This is a genomic window from Streptomyces sp. NPDC036984 (genome assembly GCF_055607665.1).
In genome coordinates this window covers 150,010-170,920 of the sequence record NZ_JBVJRL010000012.1, presented here as the reverse complement: position 1 = coordinate 170,920, position 20,911 = coordinate 150,010, and the positions used below count along the sequence as shown (strand labels likewise).

Here is a 20,911-nt window from a genome sequence, read left to right as displayed (position 1 = left end):
GCGGTTCTGGTCCGGTGTTCCGAGGATCCTCAGCGGCCCCGCACCGGTGCCGGCAGCAGCGGCCAGTTCCGGGACAGGCGCATCGCCGACTCGGTGACGGCGGTGTCCTTCGAGGCCGTCATCACCCCGTCGAGATACTCGTGAGCGGCGGCCTCGTACAGCTGGCGGGCCGCGGCGATCCGCTCGTCGGCGGCCTCCCTGCGGTCCTCCTGCCGGGACTCGGCCGTCTCCTGCGCGGCCCGGGCCCGCTCGGTGGCGGCGACGCTCCGCTCGCGCCGCCCCAAGAGCTCCGCACGCCTTTCCACCGCCGTGCGGTACGCGTCGAGGAACGGGTGCTCCCGGAACAGCCCGAGCAGCAGGCCGACCCCGCCCGACAGCAGCAGCAGCGCGGTGAACAGCCAGGTCACCGTATGGGTCGTCAGGTGCAGCCGGTCCACCAGGGTGGTGGTGTCGGCGCCGCCGAGCCCGCGGAAGCCCGAGACGTCCTCGGCGGCGGCCGGAGTGTCGTGCTGCATCACGAACTTGGCGCGCAGTGTGCCGAGCAGCCAGGTCAGGCCGCCCCACACGCCGAGCAGCGAAAGCGCAGGGAGCCAGCCGCTGCGCGGCGATCCGGTCGCCGACCGCCACCGCAGCAGATGCCCCGCCAGGTGCGGCAGGATCAGCATGATCACGGCGGACGAGACGGCGAGCGTACCGGACATCAGGTCCCCACCCGTGCTGCCGACCCCGTGGAAGGGCTGGTACGCGACCCAGTACACCGGCACTTCGACGGCCATGATGACGAGCAGCAGGGTCAGGGTCAGCCAGCGGGGCAGACCGGGGCGGGTCTGCAGCCCCTCCCAGCCCTCGACCGACCCGATGCCGCCGGTCTCCCGGCGGGCGGCGCGGTACTCCTCCCGCAGCGTGGCGTTGGTGGCGGTGGCCGCCGTGGCCACCGACTGCCAGTCGTCGCCCGGGTCCGCGCCCTCCTCCTTGCCGGCCGCCTGCCCGGTTCCGTTCTCGTCCCTGGTGCGGACGGCCTGCGGTCCGTCCGGGTCCGGGAAGCGGGCGCGCAGCCAGCGGTCCTCCACCCGTTCGCGCAGCCGGTCCCGGAAGCGGAGCCAGCGTGAGGAACGGATCGCGAGGAGGTTGAGCTGGCGCCGGGCCGCTTCGATGTCCCGGTCGGCCTCCCGCAGCCGCTCGTCCAGGAGCCGGGTCTCGGTCTCGCCCGCCGTCACGTCGGAGGCCGCCTGGGCGTCCTGGAGCCGCGCCGTCTCCTCCCGCAGCCTCAGCTCCTCCTCGATCCGGTGGACCACCGCGTCCCGTACGGAGGCCAGCTGCGCGAAGTACGGCAAGCGGTCGCCGCTGTTGAGCACCCACGGGTCCAGCGTCCTTTTCCTGCCGGCCTGCCGGCCCCTCTTCAGCGCCTCGCGGAGCAGGCTGCCCTCGGCCGCGTGATCGAGGACCAGGGGCCTGCGGCCGGCGAGCCCGCCGCCGGCCGTTCCGGGCCGGGGCCGGGGGGTGGGCTGTGCGGTCCGCCCGGGGAACGGCACAGCGCGCGTGAGCCGCCGGCGGCGCGGCCGTGCCCCGTCACCGCTTGTAGTGGGTGTCGACATGTGCCTTGGCCCTCCCTTCGAGTGCTTCCACCCAGAAGGACTCGAAGTCGTCGGCCTCGCTGGGTTTCGCCGAGTACTGCATGCCGAGCCCGACGGGGAAGACGTCCATTCCCTTGATGCCGGGCAGACCCCGCTTCTTCACGAGCGAGTCGATGACCTTGGCCCGCCCGGCCTCGGTGGTGAGGTCCTGACGGGACAGGGAGAACTCCGGGTCGGCCTGGTCGAAGTCGCTCACCACCAGCAGCTTCGGCTGCCCGCCGTCGTCCGGGACGGTCTCCCCGATGCGGGCCAGAGCCCCCCACACGTCCGAACCGTTCTGCTTGCGCGCGCACGTGAGCTCGGCGAGCGCCGCGACGGCGGCGTCCCGCCGGGCGTTCGCCCGCTGCACCTGCTGGTCGGTGTTCGCCTGGTGCGGCGGATCGAGGTCGACCTGGCCCTGTCGGCAGGAGGAACTGCGGGAGGAACGGGTGACGGGGGCGAAGTCCACGGTTCCGCACTTCTGGTCGGTGAGGAACTCGATGAGGCTGTCCCTGAGTTTGGCCTCCGAGTCGAAGCCCTTCTTCACCGCGGCGGCGGACCCCGAACCGTCGACGACCACCCCGCAGGGCGTGGTGAGGGCTTCCTCCTGCTTGGTGCAGGACACGAGGGCGGCGAGCGCGCACACGAGCGGGACGACGGCGAGCCGGCGGGCGGCGCGGACGGTGGACCGGTGACCGGTTTGGGCCGAGTGATGCACGATGACGGTCCCTGGCCTTCCTGGGAGACGGGGAGCGGTGGGGCGGCGGGCGGGAGGCGGCTGCGGAACGGTCATGCCCGGCGGACGCCGCTCGTGGCGCCGCCGCGCGCCGCCTGGTGGTCGAGGATGTGCAGGGCCTGGGCGACGGCCGACGCGTCGGTGTCGTGCCCGGTCCGTTCCGGGGCGTACCAGCGGTCGCTGAGCAGGCTGTCGTCGAGCCGGGCCCAGGTGCGGTCCAGGGTGATCTGCCCGGGCAGCCAGCCCGTGGGCCGCGGCCCGCTGACATGGCCCTCGCGCCGGCTGCCGCCCCAGGCGCCGTCCCAGTAGCAGGCGATCAACTGGTTGGCTTCGTCGGCGAGTTGCTGGGCCTGCTGACGGCAGACCGAGGCGGCCGAGCGCCACTCCCCGACCATCTGCCCGAACCGGGCGAGCGCGGCCGGTGCCGGCTCCGCGCGCACGGTGTACTGGGTCACCACCCGCACCGACTCGGCCTGGATCCGGATGTGCAGCGCGCGGTGCGCCGCGAACGTGCGCGAGCGCAGCCGTGCAAGGCTGCGTCCCACCTGCGCGCGCAGGCCCAGGATGTACGGCGGCAGGCTGTCGTCGGCCGGGGTGCCGCCCGCGGCCGCGTCCGTGAGGAATTCCCGGAGATCGGCCGCGTCCCGGCGGCCATGGAACCGGGCGCGGGCCGATGAGAGACGCCCGGCTTTCAGCCGTCTAACCCGGACATTTATTCGACCTTTGTTGATCATTTCGAATAGCCCCCATTCGTCGCGGGCGATCCGGGTGGAAATGCGCCGCGATGGGGAGAGAGTAGCGGAGCAAATCCCCTAGCGGGACACGTGATTGAGGGGAATCGATCATTCTTTAGTGGCGTTCCGGAAAACAACCGGATCGCGCCCGGCGGAGAGCCGGATGGGTGCCTTCCGGCAATTGCGGGCGCCGCACGGCCCGCTGGATACTCCAATCCGGTCCGAGGAGGAGATGCCGTGGAATTACGCCTCGACGGGACGCACTACCCGTTGGAAACGCTGGGCCCGGGAAAACGGCTCGGCGTCTGGTTCCAGGGCTGCTCGCTGGCCTGCCCCGGATGCATGTCCCGGCACACCTGGGACCCGGAGGCGGGGCGGCGCACCACGGTCCCCGAGGTGCTCGCGCTGTGGCGGCGGGCCCTCGCCGACGGCGCGGACGGCCTCACGGTCAGCGGTGGTGAGCCCCTCCAGCAGGCGGCGGCGCTCGCAGCACTCCTGGCCGGTGCGGCACGCCTGCGGGACGGGGCCCGGCGCCACGAGGGGAGCGCCGGGCCCCAACCCGCCGACCTGCTGGTCTACACGGGATACGAGGCCGGGGAGCTGACGCCGGGGCAGCGGACCGCCCTCGGCGGGGCGGACGCCGTGATCACCGGCCGCTTCCGGGTGGCGGAACCCACCCGGCTGGCCTGGCGCGGCTCGGCCAACCAGCGGATCGTCCCGCTGACGCCGCTCGGCACCGCCCGCTACGCCCCGTTCGTGACCCGGGAGGCACCGGGCCCGCGCCTCCAGGCCGCCCCCGGCGAGGACGGCGGGCTACGGCTCTACGGCGTCCCGCTGCGCGGTGAACTCGTAGCGCTGGAGCGGCGGTTGAGGCAGGGTGGGGTGGCCCTCACGGAGCGGAGCTGGCGGCCATGAGCAGACGGGCGTGGCTCTCCTCCGGGGTGACCAGCAGGACCGACCAGGACGGGTCCCGGCGCAGCTCCGCCCGGATCGCGCCGAGCAGCAGGCGGGTCACCGTCTCGACGGGCAGCCCGCCCCGGCCGGTGCCCAGCAGCGGAAAGCAGATCGAGGACATCGGCAGAGAGAGGAACTCGCTTTCGTGGCGGGCAAGTTCGAAGGACGTACGCACCGCCTCGCCCAGCACGGCGGGGGACACGTGGTAGCGGTCGCCGTCCCCGACCGGGGTCGCGATCGCCGCGTGATGGATGCGCCGTACCCCCTGCGCGGCCAGGGCGCCGGACGAGGTGGCGACGACCGTGCCCGGCCGCACGGGCATGCCCGTCCTGCCGTGCGTCCGCAGCCACACGCCCAGCTCACGGGAGAGGACGTCGTCCACGATCTCGCCCGCGGCGTCCCGCAGGGCGGCGGCCCGGCGCAGGGCGCCGGACACCGTGGGGCGGAAGGTCTTGGACATCTCCAGATACGTGTTCTCCGAGGAGACCAGGATGTCCACGTCCCGCACGTCCTCGATCGGGCACACCCGCACGGTGATCCGGCCCACCGGGGCCGCCGGCGCGGTGGTGGCCGGCCGGGTGCCCGGCCGCGGGTGGCGCCGGGGCGGGAGCCCGGCGACGAGCGGCGCCGCGTGCACGGGGGGCGTCGTCGGCACCTGCGTCACCAACTCATGTGCTGCCGGGCCCGATTGACCCGCTATCCCGCCGGTGCCCGCCTCCCGGGCCACGGCCAGGACCGCCGCCGCCAGTTCGGCGACGACATCGTGCTCCTGGCTCTTGCGGAAGCGCTCGGTGGTCACACCGTAGACAGCCGCCGCGGCCTTGCGCCGGTCGGTGCCCGGCACCCCGCGGCGCGCGGCGAAGATCCCGAAGGAGTGCGCGGCGGCGCGGGCCAGCGGGTCGCAGGAGTCGTCGTCCCGCACGGGGTGCCCGCCGGCCAGCCGCCGCACCGCCGTGCCCAGCAGCTCCTCGATGCCGGTCTGCTCGTCGTCCGGCCCGGTGCACAGGCCGGCCGCGACGGCGGCCTGGCGCAACGCGTCCCGGGCGCAGTGGCGCAGCCCGGGCAGGCCGCGGCGCCGCAGCTCCCTGAGTTCGGCGACGAGGCTTTCGTGCGAGGGCAGGGGGTGCATGCTGCGCATCGTAGCCCCGGCCGGGCATTCGCTGAAGATCCGGGAAACTTCCCGTTGTTTCCAGGCAATCGGGCTGTGCTCCACGTACCGTGGCCTGCCCGGCGGGCCGGTTCGCTCGCCCGTGTGGCCCCCCGGTTCACCCCGCGCGTTTCCCGGAAGGCGGGAAGATGACGACCACGCCACCCACCCGATTCGTCGACGCCGCGGACGGGGGTTTCACCCATGCCCGGGTCATCGAGACCCGTCCGGTCCGAGCCGAGGTGCCCGGCGAACTGGCGGACCGTTTCCCGCTCGTCGCCGTACTGTCCGCGGCGCGGCGGCCCGCCGAGGCCGTCGTGCTGCGCGTCCGCGACCTGACGGCCCGGCACGGACCTGCGGACCTACCCCTGGTCCTCAAGTGGTACCACCGGCTGCACGCCCCCGACCCGCACGTCGAACAGGAGCTGCGGGACCTCGCCGAGCGCCCTTCCCCCCATCTGGAACGGCTCCTGGAGACCGGCGACGCCCACGGGCACCCCTGGCACCTGTACTGGTCGCACGGCGAGGAGACCCTGGAGAAGTACCAGGAGGACCACCCCGACGGCCTGCCCCCCGACGCCGTCCGGGCCGTGGTGAGCCAGCTCCACGACGCGGTCACCGCCCTGCACGAACGGGGCGTCGTCCACCGGGACATCACCCCCGACAACATCATGGTGCAGACCCGCCGCGGTGACACGGCCGACCTCGTCCTCGTCGACTTCGGCGCCGCCGTCCACCGGCCCGACGAGGCGCTGGAGCCCCGGACCGACTGGCGCGGCAAACCCCTCTACCTCGCGCCGGAGGCCGGACTGCTCCGGCAGACCGTCTCCGAGGCCGGCGACTGGTGGTCGCTCGGCATGGTCGTCGCCCAACTGGCCCTCGGCCGGCACCCGATCGAGTTCCGCCGGGACGAGGACGTGCTCGCGGAGATCGCCACCCACGACCCCGACGTCACCGGCATCACACACCGACGCACCCGCATGCTCTGTGAGGGCCTGCTCACCCGGGCCCCGGAGCACCGCTGGCAGGCGGCGCAGGTGCGTGAGTGGCTGGACGGCGCGGATCCCGACGTCGCCCCGCGCACCGACGGGCGGATGTTCCCCGACGACCCCGGCCGCCCCGTGATCCGGCCCCTCCCGTTCATGGGCGAGGAGTTCACCGGGACCGACCGGCTCGCCGTCCACCTGGACCAGAACCACGTCTCGGCGGCGCGCATGCTGGCCGACGACGACGACCGGGCCCGGCTCGTCGGTTGGCTGGGCCAGTTCGAGACCGTCGGCGACCGCAGCCCCGAGGAACTGCGCCGGCTCGCCGCCCTGCGCACCGAACTGGAACGACCCCCGTCCGTCGAGGGCGTCGTACGGCTGCTGAACTGGCTCGGCCCCGGCCTGGACGTCTCCTGGCACGGAGCCGGCCTGGACGCACAGCACATGCGCCGGCTGTGCCAGGGGGCCCGGGACGGGCACGCCGACGCGGTCGCGCTGCTCCGGCACCTCGCGGACCACCCCGAGGTCCTGACCGGACTCGCGCAGCGGCCGGGCGGCCACGGACTGGACGAGACCGACCGCACCTGGCGGGTGCTGCGAGCCCGCTGGGAGCCCACGGTCCGGGAGCTGGCGCACGGCCGCCGGGACCGGGCCGCCCTCCAGCGCACGGTGGCGGTGGACGCCTGGCTGCTCCAGCTGGCGCGCGAACCGGAACGCACCCGGGGCCGGCTCACCGACCTGCTGCTGCGCATGCGCGCGGAGCTCCCGGAGCGGGTGCCGTGGTTCGACGCGCTGCTCGCCGCCCAGGACGACGACCTGCGCCTCGTCGCCGCCCAACTGCTCAGCGGCCGTGCCAGGGACGAGGCGCAGGAGCTCAGGCGCAGGCGGGTCGCCGAGGAGCACGAGCGGCTGCTGGCGGCGGACCAGGACGGACTCCTCGCCGTACTGCGCCGGCTGGACCGCCTGCCCACCCTGGGCTGGGCGCTGCTCGGCGCCACCGCCGTCACGGCCCCCTGGAGCTTCGTCATCGGCCTCGCGGACGTCCTGGGCCGCGCCTCCCAGGAGGCGGTCGTCACGGCGTGGCTGGAGACGCTGCCCGCCGCCGCGTTCGTCTTCGTGGTCGAACTGTGGACCGCGGTGTACATCGGCCCGCCCTTCTACCACCCCGACCGATCGCTGGCGGGCCTCCTGATCCGCAGCGCGGAGCGCCCCGGCCGGCTGGCCCGCACCCGGATCGGCCGCTGGCTCGGGGCGGCGCTGCTCGTACTCGCCGGTCTCGTCGGGTTCTACGCGATCGCCGTCGCACCGTGGCTGTGGCCACTCGCCTCGGCCGCCGCCGTCACCGTATGGAGCCTCCGCCGCGGCTGGGCCTGGCGGCGCCTGCGACGCGCACACCGCGCCCGGCGGACGGCCCGCCGCCACGGCGGCGAGTGGCGCCCCGGGCGGAACGAGCGGCGGACGCTCCGGATACTCCGGGAGCGGGACTGGGACTGGCGGCGACCTTGGCGGCTGCCGCGGCGGCGCGAGCGCGGGACGGAGCCGGGGGCAGGCCGCCGGAGCCGGGAGTGGCTGCGCCGGTGGCGCGGACCTGGGGTGGCGCAGCGGGTCCGCGGCCGGAGCTGGAAGTGGCTGCCGTGGCGGCGAGGGCACGGGGTGTCGTCGGGGATGCGTCGCCGGAGCCGGGAGTGGTGGGGCGGTCAGCGGGTGCGGCAGGCGGGTCGTCCTCGCCGCTGGGCCTGGTGGCGGCTGTGGCCCGAGCACCGGGCGCGGCGGGCGGCACGACGGCCGGCCGGGACGACGAGCGACACGACAGGAGAGCAGGGATGAGTTCGGGTCTTGCCTTCCCCACGATCCAGACGGTGGCACCCGCCGTGCACTTCACACCGCCCCCGCCGCCCGTCGACCCGGCGGCGCTGCCGCACACCGGCCTGCTGCACCTGCACGACGCGGCCGGCCAGGCCTCCACCCACCTCGCCGACGCGGCCGGGCACGCGGCGCACCAGGCAGCCGACGCGGCGCTCCAGGCGCTCGGCTCGCTCAGCGGCGTCCTGCTCGTCGGACGGGCCGCCCTGCTCGGCACCCGGCTCCTCGCCGCGGCGGCCGTACGGGCCGCGGAGGAACAGCGGTGCCTGGAACGGCAGCAGCGGCTGGCGGCCACGGCCGCCGAGCAGTGGGAGGCCGCCGCGTTCGCCGCCGTCCGGGTCAACGCCCGCAGACGCGCCCTGCTGGCGCGGGTGGCGCGGGCCGCGGCCGGCGGCGGTCCGCCCGGCCCGCCGCCGCGCCCCGACGTACCGCCGCCGCTGACCCCCGTCGGCGAACGGCTGGGCGACCTGCGCCGCGAACTGGCCCGCGCCGAGGAGGCCCTGCGCCACGCGGAGGAACGGCAGGCCGCCTGGGAACAGCAACGGCTCGCCGCCCTGCTGCGGCTGGACGAGGACCAGGACGACGACTGGCAACGCGCCCTGCGCCAGAGCCGGGTGAGCGCGCTGCACCGGTTCACCGCCGAGCGCACGGCCGACGCCGAGGCACGGCGGCTGCCCCGGCAGCCCGCCGACCGTCGCACCCACACGGCACCCGGCCCCGAGGAGGTCCGCCGCACCGGGGCGGAGATCCTCGGCGCACTGGACCCGTACGCCGCCGCCGAGACCACCGAACTCGCCGCGCAGGCCGTCCGGCACGCCGTGCGCCGCGCCGCCGACGACCCCCGCCGGGCGCGTATCCACCTCACCGAGGCGCGCAAGTTCGTCCGGGACGCCAACAAGCAGGCCCAGGAGACCCGCCAGGCCCAGGAAAGTGCCGCGCTGCACTACGACTTCCTCGTGTACGACACCCCGGAGGGCGCCGAGGACCTCACCCCGGCACCGGAAGCCGTGGCCCTGCTCCGGCGGACCCTGGCGGACGGTGTTCCGCTGACGCCGGCCGAACGCGAGCTGGTCGAACGCCAGGTGGAGGAGCGGCTGCGCGCCCTGGAGGCGATCTACGTCCGGGAGCAGTGCGCCGGCGCCGTCGCGGAGCTGGCCAGGAGGTACGGCGGCGAGGCCGGGGCGGGACGGCCCGCCGGACAGGAGATCCGCCTCGACTGGACACCGGAGGGCTGGGACCCCGGCCACTGGCTCCGGGCGACCCTGGTCGACGGCCGGCTCAGCGTGGCGACCATGTACCGGGGCGGGCCGCAGGAACGGACACCCGAACAGCGCGCCCTGGACGACGAGCGCTGCGCCGAGACCCGGGAGCGGCTCGCCCGGTTCGAGGAGATCACCGGCGCGCTGGGCCTGGGACTGGAGTTCCAGCTGGTACGCACCGAGGGCGCGCTGCCGGGCGTGCTGGGGGAGGGCGCCCTGGTGCTCGACGTCCCGGTCGAGGAGGCCGTCCGGGCGGCCGGCGAGCGCCGGGACGTACCCCGGGACGCCCGGGAAGCGCCCCGGCACCGGACCGTCGACGGCGACGGCCGCCGCTGAGAACACCGCCGCACCATGGCAGGCGCGCGGCCCGCAACAGCGCGCATCGGGGAGGAACGATGGACCTGTCCAAGGAAGACCGGCTCCCGCCCTTCGTGGAGGAGCTGATCGGAACGCTCGGTGTGCACGCGCAGTACGTCCTGCACGGCAACATCCGTGATCTGCACCTGGTGCGCCGGCGCGGCCGGGACCGGTTCCACCCCCTGCTCGACGTGCTGTGGAACCCGCTGCGGGAGAAGGGCTACGAGGCACTGGTGCTGTGCGACCAGGTGAGCGGCTTCCGCGTGGCGCCGGCCGGGGAGGGCGAGGCCGTGGCAGCCGTGACGGAACTGCTGCAGGGGCCGCGCGAGTTCCCCGGCCAGGCGGCCGCGCAGCGCCAGGCGGTGCTGGAGCAGCTGCGGAACATCACCAACGGGTGGGCGCGGCAGCGGGACGAGACGGTGCGTGACGGCCGCCGGCAACGGCCGCTGCGCGTCGCCCTGGTGATCGACCACGCCTCCCGCCTCCTCACCGACCCGTCCCGGCTGACCCCCGACGAACGGGACTTCTTCCTCGCCTGCCTCAAACTCGCCCACGAGGCCGATCCGTTGCCGCCCCGGACCGGCACCGCCGTCGTACCGATGGCGCCGGGCCTGTTCAACCCGGTGATCTGGCTGGCCGAGGGGGAGCGGGACGTACCCGGATGGCTGATCTCCGGCAGCGAGCGGATCCGCGCGGTCGCCGTGCCCGAGCCGGACGCGGACGAGCGCACGACCATGGCCCGCCTGCTGCACGGACGCTATGAGCGGTACGCGGGCCACGGCACCCGCGACGGCGCCGCCGCACCCGCCGGTGCGGACGCCGAGGAGGCGGCGCGAGCGGTCGGCGCCTTCGCCCGGGCGGCCTCCGGCCTGAGCCTGCGGGCCATGGAGGAGAGCGTGAAGCTCGCCCGCTCCCGCGGCCTGCCCTTCGCCGGCATGCCGGACGCCGTACGGATCTACCGGCTCGGTGTGGAGAAGAACCCCTGGAGCCGGGACGAGATCCGCCAGCGCATCCTCCGCGGCGAGGACCCCGGCCATGAGCGGTCCATCCCCAACCGGGTGCTGGGGCAGGAGGCGGCCGTGGCGATGACCCTGGACATCCTCAAGCGCGCCGCGCTGGGGCTGTCCGGGGCGCAGGCCACCAGCCCCGGACACCGGCCGCGCGGTGTGCTGTTCTTCGCCGGGCCCACCGGAACCGGCAAGACGGAACTGGCGAAGGCCGTGGCCGCGGTGCTGTTCGACAGCGACCAGGCGTATCTCCGCTTCGACATGAGCGAGTTCTCGGCCGCGCACTCCGCCGACCGCCTGGTCGGCGCGCCCCCGGGCTACGTCGGCTACGAGGCCGGCGGCGAACTGACCTCCGCCGTCCGGGAGAACCCCTTCCGTGTCATTCTCTTCGACGAGATCGAGAAGGCCGACAAGGGCATCCTCGACAAGTTCCTCCAGGTGCTGGAGGACGGCAGGCTCACCGACGGACAGGGTGTCACCACCTACTTCAGCGAGTGCGTGCTCATCTTCACCTCCAACCTCGGCGTGCAGCGCACGGATCCGGACACCGGCGAGCGGGAATGGATCGTGGAACCCGGCACGCCGTACAAGGAGTTGGAGACCACGGTCCGGGACAACGTCAAGAAGCACTTCGAGCAGATCATCGGCCGGCCGGAGTTGATGAACCGGATCGGCGGCAATGTCGTCGTCTTCGACTTCATCTCCGACGACGTCGCCGAGCAGATCTTCGATCTCCAGATCCGCAACATCCAGCGCCAGCTGGCACAGGGCCACCAACTCGTCCTCCGGATCGAGGACAAGGCCCGGCGCGCCCTGCTGGAACACTGCACCCGGGACAAGTGGAACGGCGGCCGGGGCATCGGCATGGTGCTGGAGACGCATCTGGTCAACCCGCTCGCCCGGGAGCTGTTCGCCGCGCCCGACCTCGGGCCGGGCACCACGGTCGTGGTGACGGACGTCCGGGAGGCGGACAGCGGGCGGGTGGACACGACGGTCGTCCTGAAGAAGGGAGACGCTGTTGGCGGAGGTACGCGACTGGGATGACGAGGAGGAGGACGACGGGTGGGAGAGCGTCCTCGATGTCGCACCCCCCGTCCGCTCGCCCCACCCGCCCCCGCCGTCCGTCGGCGAGCGGTGCCCGAGGTGCTGCGTGGTCGTCCCCGCCGGTACGGCCGAGTGCCCCGCCTGCCTGTCCCCGCTCGTCGCGCCCGGGCGGGCCGGGGCGGGCCGGCGGCCGGAGCGGCTGGCCGGTGGTGTGCTGCGGCTGGTGTTCCGGGCCGGTGGCCGGCACCTGGACGTGCCGCGCGGCGCGGAGGTCAGGCTGGGCCGCAGCGGCAGTTGGGCCCCCGTGGCGTCGGTGCTGCTGGCCGACGAGGAGACCGTCTCGGCCCGGCACGCGACCGTGCGGCACACCGCGGACGGGGCGGCCTGGGTGACGGAGGTCGCGCAGGGCGCCACCAACGGCACCCGGGTCAACGACCGTGTCCTGGTGCCGGACCGGCCCGTCCGCCTGCGCAACGGCGACCGGGTCGACCTCGGCCCCCGGGTCTCCTTCGTGGTCCGCGGCATCGAGGACGAGCCGGCCGGACCACCGGACTGAGCCCCGGCGCACGGGGCTCAGGCGCAGCTGTGCAGCTGTACGGGGCTCGGCGCACCTGTGGTACGGGGGCTCGGCGCAGGCGTACGCGGCTCAGCCCTGACCGTCGTCCAGCGCGGCGACCGCGGACTTCGCCGCCTTGATGGCCCCCTTGTTGATCTCGTCGGTGCCGGGGGCCTTCTTGGTCTCGAAGTCGCTGCCGTTGTAGGTGACGATGACGAGCGCGTTGGCGGCGCGGACCAGCACCACGCCCTCGCGGGTCTGCTGCTTGTCCTCCTCGGTGAGGTTCACGACGGAATAGGCGCTGTCCCCGAGCCCGGGGACGGCCCCGCCGCCGCTCTTCTCGGCGACCCGCTGCTCGTACTCCTTCTTCGCGTCCTCGTCGGAGTCGCTGATCTCGTACGACACGTCGAGCCAGCGGTAGTCGTAGCCCTTGAGCGCGTTCCAGGAGCACGTGCGGCGCAGGCCGGTGTCCGTCGAGGGGATCTCCTTGCCGGCCGTCTTCGCCCCCGGCACCAGGGACTTGACGGTGGCCACCGGCACGCCGGCGCAGGGGGCGGGAGCCGCGGTGTACGTCTTCGCCGCCGCGGTGGACGACGGGGCCGTGGAGGAGGAGGACCCGGCGGGCGTGTTCTGGGCCGTCTGGTGCCCGGCGGCCGCTGGCGGCGCGGCCGGGCCGGACGTCAGTGCCCAGCCGGCGCAGGCGAGCACCGCGACCGGCGACAGACGCGCGGTGAGAGCGAGCGGCAGAGGAAAGGAACGCACAGCGCACTTCTCGTGGGGGAGGGGTACGGAAGGGGCCCGCAGGGTGGACGGGGACGACAGTGTCACACGACTGCCTGTGGGGCGGAAGTGTCAACGCGCTGCGTGCCCGGCCGGTCACGGCGGCGCGCTCCCGACGTACTCCTATGTCCCTTATGCCCGTTGACGTCTCGCCGCCCACGGCCCACAGCTCACCGCGCCACCGGCCGGCGGCGGGCTACGGCACCCTCGCCGTCCACTCGCGGGAGGAGAACTTGGTGCGCGCCAGCTCCTCCGCACGGGCCAGCTCCGCACCGGTGACCGTGCCCGGTGCCAGGCCGTAGCGCGCGCGGAAGGAGTCGATCATCCGCTCGATGACGTCCTCGCGCGGCAGCCCCGTCTGCCGCCGCAGCGGATCGACCCGCTTCTTCGCGCTCTTCGTCCCCTTGTCCGACAGCTTCTCCCGCCCGATCCGCAGCACCTCGACCATCTTGTCCGCATCGATGTCGTAGGACATGGTCACGTGGTGCAGTACGGCACCCGGGCCGCCGTCCGGGCCCACGATCCGCTTCTGGGCCGCGCCCGCGATCTTGCCCTGGTCGGTGGCGATGTCGTTCAGCGGCTGGTACCAGGCCCGGATGCCCATCTCGCCGAGGGCGCCGAGCACCCAGTCGTCCAGATAGGCGTAGCTGTCCTGGAAGGACAGGCCCTGGACGAGGGACTCGGGCACCGACAGCGAGTAGGTGATCGTGTTGCCCGGCTCCACGAACATCGCGCCGCCGCCGGAGATCCGCCGCACCACCTCGATGCCGTGCCGGGCGGCGCCCTCCGGGTCCACCTCGTTGCGCAGCGACTGGAAGCTGCCGATGATGACCGCCGGGGCACCCCACTCCCACACCCGCAGCGTCGGCTGACGCCGGCCCGCGGCCACCTCGGCGGTCAGCACCTCGTCCAGCGCCATGTGCAGGGCCGGCGGCTGCGGGGCCTCGTGGATCAGCTGCCAGTCGTAGTCGGTCCAGTCCGTGGCGCGCGCGAGCGCCCGGCGCACCGCGACGCCGACGCCCTCCGACGTCAGGCCGTACATCACCGTCCCCGCGGGCAGTGCCGCGTCGATCCGCGCGGCCAGCCCCGCCGCGTCGGTGTCCGCCGGGGCGCCCTCCAGCGCGCGGTTCACCGCGTCCAGTGCCTCGTCCGGCTCCAGGAAGAAGTCTCCCGCCACGCGCACGTGCCGCAGCACGCCGTCCTCGACGTCCACGTCCACGACGACGAGCTTGCCGCCCGGCATCTTGTACTCACCGTGCACTGCCTGGGCCTCCGTTCCCGCCGCACGAGATCAACGTCTGCCCCGGCCGGGGTGTTCCCGGGCGTACCGGGTCCGATCGTGACGAGCCCCGGCGGCCCGACGGTCACCGATCCCGGCGGGCCGACCGTCACCGAGACCGGCGGACCGAGCGTCACACACCCGGCGGGCCGCCCGCCGCCAACCCCGGCGGGCCGGCCGGCCCGAGGACACCGGGACCGGCCGGCCCGGGGGCGCCGGGACCGGCCGGCCCGCGCCGGCCGGGTCAGCCCTGCTTCAGCGTGTAGGCCATGCGCTCGCACTCCTCGAACGGCGACAGGATCCCGAGGAGCGTGCGGAGGGAGGCGGCGATCTTCCGGCTCGGCTTGCGCAGCCGGCTGCTGGTCCGGCCGATCCACAGGAGCATGGGCCCGAACTCCTCGACGGTGGTGGCCGCCTCCCGCATCTCCCGCGCCTGCTCGATCACCTGGTCGAGCAGGGGGTCGACGTTGTCCGGCCACTCCGAGCGCGGGGTGTCCCGGGCCCATTCCAGGAACGCGCGCAGCGCGCCGAGCGTGAGTTCCATCCGCGCGGCGAGCCGCCAGGCCGCCGCCTCCAGTTCGTCCGAGGGGCCCTCGATGGACTTGGCGAACCGGTTGACGGCCGCCAGCTGAGCGCTCATCGGGGTCCCCGGCATGTTGGCCCGCACCATGTCCTCGGCGGACAGCTCACCCATCGCGGCCAGGTCCTGGAAGGCCGCCTCCACCATCGCCATGTCCTCCGCCATGGCCTCCATCTCGGTCTCGGCCGCGACCGCCAGCTCCAGCACTCCGAGGCCGCTCTCCTCCAGCGCGGCCGGAACCTCCGCCCCCGCGTGCGCGGCCTCGTCGCCGTCCCGGTCGTCCGCCGGTACGGCGGCCAGGTCCAGCGCCTCGGCGAGGGCCTCCCGGAGCAGGGCGCGCGCCTCGGCCCGGCCGAGGGGCAGGGGCGGGAACTCGAGGGCCGGGAGCGCCCCGAGGTCCGCCGGCAGCGTCCCGGCCTGCCCCAGGAGCACCGTGCGCCGGCCGGCGGCATGCCGGACACCGAGCCCGACGACCACCGACGGATGGCCCCCGGTGAGATCGGCGACGACCACGTCCTCCTCGAGGAGGTGCCGGACGAGCCGGTCGCCCAGCGGGCTCGGGTCGGTGAGCTGGTCGGCACGGATCAGGGACAGTTCCAGTTCTTCGCACACGGGTCGCACGACCTCCTCGTGAAAGAGTGCCGTGGGACCGAGGGCGAGACATGTGGGCATGACGAAGTACCTCCGGTGGGTGAACAGTCGGGAAGAAGCGGTGAGCCTCGGGGCGGCGCGGACGGGCCCGCCCGGGGCGGCTCAGTCGAAGAGGGTCAGCGCCACGCCGTCGCCGAGGTCGTCGGCGTAGACGGGCCGCTCCTCGATGCCCAGCGCGGACAGCAGATGGGCGGTGAGGACGCGATGACGGTGGCCGACCCGGACCGTCTCGCAGGGGAAGGTACCGAGGGCGATCAGCCGGTAGGCGGTGGCCATGCACATGCCGTACGCCCTGGCCGCCGTCCTCAGGTCGACACTGACCGGCAGATCGAGAACCTCACGGAAGGTCAGCGGGGTCAGCGGGCGCCCGGTCATCCGCGGCTCCTGGGCCGCAGGGACAGCGTGCCGACCCGGCGGCCCCGCTGGAGCCGGCGGGCCGTGGCGACCCGTTCGGTCAGGCCCCACTCCCCGGCCAGGGCGCCGACGCGGACACCCTCCGCGCGGTCGGCCGGGACGGTGATCCGCAGGGTCGCGGCGAGTCCGTCCGGCCGGTCCCGGCCGTCGAACTCGGCCTGCCACAAAGCTCCCCGGCCGGGCAGGGCGTCCGCCGTGCACTGGATGTCCTCCACGGGCCTCTCGGGCCGCGCCTGCCGGGCGGTGTTCCAGGCACGGGTGCACGCGGAGCGCAGCAGCACCGAGCCGGGATCCGGGGTGTGCGGCTCGAGCGTCCGCAGGGCTTCGAGAAAGGCGGTCAGCATCTCCGCCTCGACGTCGTCCCGGTCGGTGCCGAACCGGTGGACGATGGTGGCGGCGTGGCGGCGCAGACCGGGCAGCGCGAGCCACACCGCGCCCAGCCGCCAGCCGTCTTTGTCCGTGTCCTCGTGGGACAGTGCGGCGATCCGGTGCCACAGCGCGCTGCGCACGGCGGCCGGCGCCGAGCGGTCGTAGAGCACGCCGCGGGCCTCGGCGGGGGTCAGGGCGGTGCCGGCGGTGCCGGATCCGTCGTCCAGCCGGAGTCCGGTCAGCGGCTTCCGGCTTCCCAGGTCCCGCTCCACGCGGGCGAAGAGACTGGAGTACGGGGATGACGACATCGTCGATCTCCTTGTCCTCGGGGGCATGGGTGTCCTGCATGGCGGGGGAGGATCACGCGGGCCGGCCGGCGGCGGCCGCCCCGGGTCCGCCGCGCCACTCGGCGAGGGACCGTTCGGCGAGCGCCTTGCCGGGAGTGGTCTCTCCGGCGCGCTCGATCGACATCAGCAGCCGCAGGCAACCGGGCCGGCGGCCGGCGACGAGCCGGGCGAACAAAGCGTCCAGCTGTCGCTCGCGTGCCGCGGCCCCGGCCGCACCGGCGCACCACATCAGCAGCGCGTCCCGCATGGCCTGATAGGCCGCGGCCTCGTCCAGGGCGGCGCCGACGAGGGCGACGACGGGATCCGCGGCCTCCCGGCCGGCGGACAGCCGGTCGCCGAACCAGCTCCAGTCCTCGGCGACGAGGGCCGGAAACACGAGGGTGGCCAGCAGTCCCGCCAGGTCCTCGGTGTGCGCCCAGGCGGCCAGCTCCCGCACGATCGCCTCGCGCGTCCCGCTCGTCCCGGCGGCGAACCGGAGCACCAGCGTCCCCGACACGTGCAGGGCCGTCGCAGTGGCGTCCTCGTCGCCGCCGAGGGCGTCCACCACCCGGCGCAGCAGCCGCAGGGCGGACGCCGCCGGCAGTCCCTCCGTGTCCGGCCGGCACGCGACCACGACCGCGGAGCGCACCGCGCGTTCGGGCGCGCCGCTCCACCGGTCCAGCAGCGCGTGCGCCTTGGCGGCGGCGGGGGAGCGGCCCGCGGCCGCGGCGAGGGCACGGCCCGCGACCTCCACGGCCGTCTCCGGCCCGGTGCCGAGGAGGTCCCCGAGGAGTTCCAGACTCCGCCCGGCCGTGCGGACGGCCAGGGCGGTCACCGCGCGCCCGGCGCACTCCGCCTGCTCCTCGCTCTCGGCCGCGCCGAGCCAGCTGTGCAGCGGGGGCAGCCACTCGGCCCGCTCCCGGCAGACCTCGTCCCAGACGGCCTCGCTCACCGCGGGCCACAGGAAGGCGACGGTCCCGTTCGCGTCGCCGTCCTCGGGGACCGTGCACCGCGCCCCGACGTCCGCCAGGCGACCCGGTGCCGAGGACGGTGCCCCGGTCCAGGCGGACCGCGGCAGGGCGAGCGCCGGCCGGTTCGCGCCGCCGGCGTGCGGCGCCGTCTGCGGCGGGGACCCGAGGTCGAGCCGGGTGCGGAGCATGCCGAGCAGGTCCGCCGCCCGGCCGAGGACGGTGTCCCGGTCCAGGCCCTCGTGGACGCAGACCGCGAACAGCAGGGCCGTGCGGCCGGGGTCGCCCTCGGCGCGGGCCAGCAGCCGCGTGGCCTCGGCCCTGGCGAGCCGGGCCGTCAGCTCCGCGGGGCGCACCCGGCCGTCGGGCCCCACACGGGCCAGGGCCTCGGCCACCTGGACCGCTCGGCCCGGCGGCAGACCGGGCGGCAGGAGAGCGGCGAGGGCGTCCGGCCCGAGCTGCTTGCGGCGGCGGGCGCGCTCCCGGGAGTCCGGGCACAGGCCCGCGAAGTGCGCCGAGAAGACCTCCATCGGATCCGGCGGCCGGTGGCGCAGCACCCGCACGCCGAGGCGGTCCTCCAGCGCGCGTGCCAGGCCCGGTGTCTCCTCCAGGACCACGACCAGCCGCGCGCCGGCCTTGGCCAGGTGCGCCTCGAGGTCCGCCACGTCCCAGGACCGCAGGGCGAGCGGATCGCTCAGGTCCATGACCAGATAGCCGTCGACACCGCGCGCACGAGGCCGCCAGTGGGCCAGCTCCACGGCACCGTCGACCTGGACCAGCGCCGGGTCGGCGCAGCCGTGCGCCAGAAGGCTGAGCGCCAGCGTCTGCCGGCCGGTGCCGGGCGCCCCGAGGACGAACAGGACGCCGTGGTCGAGCGCGTCGAGTCCCTCGGTGTAGCCGGTGGGCCGGGCGAAGCGCTGCCGGGCCGCCTGGAGCTCCTTCGCCCGCACCGGTCCCTGGCGTGCCGGCGCCACGTCCCGGCCGTCCTGCGCGGGAGACGCGGTCCACACGGTCCGCTGACCGCCGTGCACCTCACCGGTGTTGACGGTTCCCTGGGGGGCGACGATCACCGTCGCCCGGTTGCGGGCGAGTTCCGGCAGGAGGGTGCCGAGGCTGTCGTCCGTACCGGTCTCAGGCCCCACGGTCCGCCTCCCGGACCGGACGGCCGGACACGTCGACGTGGGTGAGGTACTGCCCGCCGTGCGCGGCACCGGTGTTGATGGTGCCGCGCTCCGCACCGAGCACCGTGACGTGCGCCGCCGCGGCTCCCGGCCCGGCGGCGGTGCCGGCCGCCGGTTCCGTGCGCTGTTCCCGGGCCGCGGTCTCGCCGCCGTCCTCGTCGTGCCGGTCTGCGCCGGCCGGGCCCGGCCAGGGGTACGGAAGACCGGCCGGTGCGAGGAAGGCGGGTGTCCTCCGGCGGACGCCCGCCCCGGGCTCGGCCGCCTGTTCGTGATCGCGCATGGCTGTTTCCTTCGCTGACAGGAGGATCGGACTCAGTGGTGGTGGGTGCTGACGCTCTGGCCTCCGTGCACCGTGCCGGTGTTGACGTTTCCGTGCGGGGCGCTGACGATCCGCATCCGGCACGCCCCGTCGCGACCCGCCGCGGGGCCGGGGTTGTCCTGTGGCGCCGCCGGGGCGCCCTGGTCCGGCAGCGGACCGGACGGCAACGGCACATGGAGCCAGGCCCGTTGGGTGAACGTCTTGCCGTCGACGGTCGCCGGGACCTCGATGAAGTGGTCGGGGTGCCGCCCGGTGTACCCGCTCGCGACCGCGTCCTGGTAGCAGCGGTCGGACAGGATGGCCGCCACATGCGTGACGTTCTCGCTGGACCGCGCCAGGACGGCTTTGACGGGACGGGAGTCGAGCAGGCGGTGGGTGTCGTTGCGTGCGGTTCCGTTGCCGCCGAACGCGTCCTTGGTGTCGGGCAGCGGGCCGATGTGCAGGCTGACCCGCAGCCTGATCCGGGCCGTGCCGAGGGCGTGGACGTTCAGTTCCGCGACGACGTCCTGGAGCGTGTCGAGCCAGGGGTGGATCACCAGGGGCATCAGCGCGGGATCGAAGCCCAGGACGTAACCGTCACCGGTGGTGGCGGGGAACAGCCGGCCGTTCCACACGTCCGCCAGCCCGGCGCGCTCCAGCGAGGTCCGGAGCAGTTCGGGCACCGCCCGGCTGATCACCTCGTGCTCGATGGCCGGACGTCCGGTGAAGCCCTTCATGTCCACGGCCAGGATGCCGCGGTAAGGGGGAAGCGGCCGGCTGCGGGAGTAGGGGACCGCAGTGGCCGGGGGCAGTTCGAAACCGCTGTCGTGCATCGTGTCTCCTCCGCGAAGGTCCGCCGGGCTCAAGGGGGTTGGAGCCGCTTGTGGCGGACGTGGGGGCGCCGGTGGCCGGCCCCACGAGCTTCGCGGAGGAACGGGGAGGGTTCTGCTCCCTCAGAACCGATGGAGCGTGACGGGCATCACGGTCGGCTCCGGCGCTGCTCCGGGAGGCTTCGGCTCAGGCGGCGGGCCGCTGCCCGAGCGCACGGCGCAGTCCCCCCTCGTCGATGATCTCGATGGAGGTCCGGCCGGCCCGCACACAGCCCGGCCCGAGGCGCCGCAGCGCCTCGCTGACGGACCCGCGGCCCACATCGAGGTGCTGGGCCAGTTCCAGTCGGGTGAGGCGGAAGGAGTGCTCGCCGGACAGGGCCATGAGGCGCAGCAGAGTCGCCGCGAGCCGCTGATCGAGGTCTCCCTCCCCGGCCTCGGTCTGCTCCCGCAGCCGGCTCAGCGCGAGCCGGTTCAGCTTCTCCGTGAGGTCGTAGTCCTTCACGAGGGCCCGGAACGCGGCCGCCGGAACGCAGGAGACTTTGCAATCCGTAATAGTTTGGACGTCGGCGAGCCGGGCGTCCCCGTCCTGGACCGCCATCTCGCCAAGCACTTCTCCGGGCCCGCGGAAGGACAGCAGTTTGTCCCGGCCGTCCACACTCCTGCGGACCACCTTCACCATGCCCTGGATCAGGGCCAGTACATGCGTCCCGGCTTCTCCCTGGCGGAGCAGGGTCTGCCCGGCCGGGTGCGGCCGGACGGGGAAGGCCGTCAGCTTCCGCCACGCCGCCACGGGGGCCAGGTCGCGCAGCGTCGTGGGCGGCGAGAGAGGGCTCTGTTCGCTCATGCGATGAAAAGTAGAGGACGGACGGAGCTCTCGGGGCCGATTGATCGTTTCTGTCTCCCGGCTGTCCTCTCCTGCCGGATGAGGCCCGCTTGCGCTCAAGATACGGCCCCGAGCGGCGGGCGTGATCGTACGAGC

18 protein-coding genes are annotated in these 20,911 nt (G+C 74.5%); 5 read left to right on the top strand and 13 right to left on the bottom strand.

Annotated elements, in window-relative coordinates:
* Positions 1-29 precede the first annotated feature (29 nt).
* From ACZ7DL_RS22720 to ACZ7DL_RS22710, 3 genes are all read right to left on the bottom strand, one after another.
* Positions 30-1,595, bottom strand: a complete 1,566-nt coding sequence (locus tag ACZ7DL_RS22720; protein WP_470776398.1) for a hypothetical protein — start codon at positions 1,593-1,595, stop codon at positions 30-32.
* Complete coding sequence (locus ACZ7DL_RS22715) at positions 1,570-2,331, bottom strand: hypothetical protein (protein WP_470776396.1); 762 nt, start codon at positions 2,329-2,331, stop codon at positions 1,570-1,572. Before ACZ7DL_RS22715 ends, ACZ7DL_RS22720 begins: the two co-directional genes overlap by 26 nt.
* A gap of 71 nt (positions 2,332-2,402) precedes the next feature.
* Positions 2,403-3,083 carry a hypothetical protein gene (locus ACZ7DL_RS22710; protein ID WP_470776393.1) on the bottom strand — a complete coding sequence of 227 codons (681 nt, stop codon included), beginning with the start codon at positions 3,081-3,083 and terminating at the stop codon, positions 2,403-2,405.
* A 237-nt stretch (positions 3,084-3,320) separates the two neighbouring features.
* On the opposite strand from ACZ7DL_RS22710, the gene ACZ7DL_RS22705 reads away from it, so the two are divergent.
* Positions 3,321-3,998 carry a 4Fe-4S single cluster domain-containing protein gene (locus tag ACZ7DL_RS22705; protein WP_470776391.1) on the top strand — a complete coding sequence of 226 codons (678 nt, stop codon included), beginning with the start codon at positions 3,321-3,323 and terminating at the stop codon, positions 3,996-3,998.
* On the opposite strand, the gene ACZ7DL_RS22700 is transcribed toward ACZ7DL_RS22705, so the two are convergent.
* Positions 3,973-5,166: a macro domain-containing protein gene (locus ACZ7DL_RS22700; protein ID WP_470776390.1), complete on the bottom strand. Its 1,194-nt coding sequence runs from the start codon at positions 5,164-5,166 to the stop codon at positions 3,973-3,975. The two genes, ACZ7DL_RS22705 and ACZ7DL_RS22700, sit on opposite strands and share 26 nt — an antisense overlap.
* Before the next feature lie 167 nt (positions 5,167-5,333).
* Between ACZ7DL_RS22700 and ACZ7DL_RS22695 the strand changes: the two genes are divergently transcribed.
* From ACZ7DL_RS22695 to ACZ7DL_RS22680, 4 genes are read left to right on the top strand one after another with little or no spacing between them, the layout of a single operon-like run.
* Entirely contained in the window at positions 5,334-7,997 is a 2,664-nt protein-coding gene (locus ACZ7DL_RS22695) for a serine/threonine protein kinase (protein ID WP_470776388.1), read from the top strand.
* Positions 7,994-9,628 carry a hypothetical protein gene (locus ACZ7DL_RS22690; RefSeq protein WP_470776386.1) on the top strand — a complete coding sequence of 545 codons (1,635 nt, stop codon included), beginning with the start codon at positions 7,994-7,996 and terminating at the stop codon, positions 9,626-9,628. The genes ACZ7DL_RS22695 and ACZ7DL_RS22690 overlap by 4 nt, the downstream gene beginning before the upstream one ends.
* Positions 9,629-9,687: 59 nt before the next feature.
* Positions 9,688-11,700, top strand: a complete 2,013-nt coding sequence (locus ACZ7DL_RS22685; RefSeq protein WP_470776384.1) for an AAA family ATPase — start codon at positions 9,688-9,690, stop codon at positions 11,698-11,700.
* Positions 11,675-12,256, top strand: coding sequence for an FHA domain-containing protein (locus ACZ7DL_RS22680; RefSeq protein WP_470776382.1), 582 nt, complete (start codon positions 11,675-11,677; stop codon positions 12,254-12,256). The genes ACZ7DL_RS22685 and ACZ7DL_RS22680 overlap by 26 nt, the downstream gene beginning before the upstream one ends.
* A 90-nt stretch (positions 12,257-12,346) precedes the next feature.
* On the opposite strand, the gene ACZ7DL_RS22675 is transcribed toward ACZ7DL_RS22680, so the two are convergent.
* From ACZ7DL_RS22675 to ACZ7DL_RS22635, 9 genes are all read right to left on the bottom strand, one after another.
* Positions 12,347-13,018, bottom strand: a complete 672-nt coding sequence (locus tag ACZ7DL_RS22675) for a hypothetical protein (RefSeq protein ID WP_470776380.1) — start codon at positions 13,016-13,018, stop codon at positions 12,347-12,349.
* A gap of 214 nt (positions 13,019-13,232) precedes the next feature.
* Positions 13,233-14,297 (bottom strand): lipoate--protein ligase family protein, encoded by a 1,065-nt coding sequence (locus tag ACZ7DL_RS22670; RefSeq protein ID WP_470776378.1) that lies wholly within the window; start codon positions 14,295-14,297, stop codon positions 13,233-13,235.
* A 262-nt stretch (positions 14,298-14,559) separates the two neighbouring features.
* Positions 14,560-15,507: a hypothetical protein gene (locus tag ACZ7DL_RS22665; protein ID WP_470776376.1), complete on the bottom strand. Its 948-nt coding sequence runs from the start codon at positions 15,505-15,507 to the stop codon at positions 14,560-14,562.
* 141 nt (positions 15,508-15,648) lie between these two features.
* Positions 15,649-15,921, bottom strand: coding sequence for a DNA-binding protein (locus tag ACZ7DL_RS22660; protein ID WP_470776374.1), 273 nt, complete (start codon positions 15,919-15,921; stop codon positions 15,649-15,651).
* On the bottom strand, positions 15,918-16,637 hold the full coding sequence (locus ACZ7DL_RS22655) for a hypothetical protein (protein ID WP_470776372.1): 720 nt from the start codon (positions 16,635-16,637) through the stop codon (positions 15,918-15,920). Before ACZ7DL_RS22655 ends, ACZ7DL_RS22660 begins: the two co-directional genes overlap by 4 nt.
* 52 nt (positions 16,638-16,689) lie before the next feature.
* Positions 16,690-18,765 (bottom strand): hypothetical protein, encoded by a 2,076-nt coding sequence (locus tag ACZ7DL_RS22650; RefSeq protein WP_470776370.1) that lies wholly within the window; start codon positions 18,763-18,765, stop codon positions 16,690-16,692.
* Positions 18,755-19,084 (bottom strand): hypothetical protein, encoded by a 330-nt coding sequence (locus tag ACZ7DL_RS22645; protein WP_470776368.1) that lies wholly within the window; start codon positions 19,082-19,084, stop codon positions 18,755-18,757. The genes ACZ7DL_RS22650 and ACZ7DL_RS22645 overlap by 11 nt, the downstream gene beginning before the upstream one ends.
* 32 nt (positions 19,085-19,116) lie before the next feature.
* Positions 19,117-19,935 (bottom strand): hypothetical protein, encoded by an 819-nt coding sequence (locus ACZ7DL_RS22640; RefSeq protein ID WP_470776366.1) that lies wholly within the window; start codon positions 19,933-19,935, stop codon positions 19,117-19,119.
* A gap of 184 nt (positions 19,936-20,119) precedes the next feature.
* Entirely contained in the window at positions 20,120-20,776 is a 657-nt protein-coding gene (locus tag ACZ7DL_RS22635; protein WP_470776364.1) for a Crp/Fnr family transcriptional regulator, read from the bottom strand.
* Between the last annotated feature and the right edge of the window lie 135 nt (positions 20,777-20,911).

Coding starts and splice junctions, on each gene's coding strand:
- ACZ7DL_RS22710 (WP_470776393.1), bottom strand. CDS start 3,083: ATGATCAACAAAGGTCGAATAAATGTCCGGGTTAGACGGCTGAAAGCC.
- ACZ7DL_RS22700 (WP_470776390.1), bottom strand. CDS start 5,166: ATGCACCCCCTGCCCTCGCACGAAAGCCTCGTCGCCGAACTCAGGGAG.
- ACZ7DL_RS22695 (WP_470776388.1), top strand. CDS start 5,334: ATGACGACCACGCCACCCACCCGATTCGTCGACGCCGCGGACGGGGGT.
- ACZ7DL_RS22720 (WP_470776398.1), bottom strand. CDS start 1,595: ATGTCGACACCCACTACAAGCGGTGACGGGGCACGGCCGCGCCGCCGG.
- ACZ7DL_RS22645 (WP_470776368.1), bottom strand. CDS start 19,084: ATGCGCGATCACGAACAGGCGGCCGAGCCCGGGGCGGGCGTCCGCCGG.
- ACZ7DL_RS22685 (WP_470776384.1), top strand. CDS start 9,688: ATGGACCTGTCCAAGGAAGACCGGCTCCCGCCCTTCGTGGAGGAGCTG.
- ACZ7DL_RS22690 (WP_470776386.1), top strand. CDS start 7,994: ATGAGTTCGGGTCTTGCCTTCCCCACGATCCAGACGGTGGCACCCGCC.
- ACZ7DL_RS22655 (WP_470776372.1), bottom strand. CDS start 16,637: ATGTCGTCATCCCCGTACTCCAGTCTCTTCGCCCGCGTGGAGCGGGAC.
- ACZ7DL_RS22640 (WP_470776366.1), bottom strand. CDS start 19,935: ATGCACGACAGCGGTTTCGAACTGCCCCCGGCCACTGCGGTCCCCTAC.
- ACZ7DL_RS22660 (WP_470776374.1), bottom strand. CDS start 15,921: ATGACCGGGCGCCCGCTGACCCCGCTGACCTTCCGTGAGGTTCTCGAT.
- ACZ7DL_RS22635 (WP_470776364.1), bottom strand. CDS start 20,776: ATGAGCGAACAGAGCCCTCTCTCGCCGCCCACGACGCTGCGCGACCTG.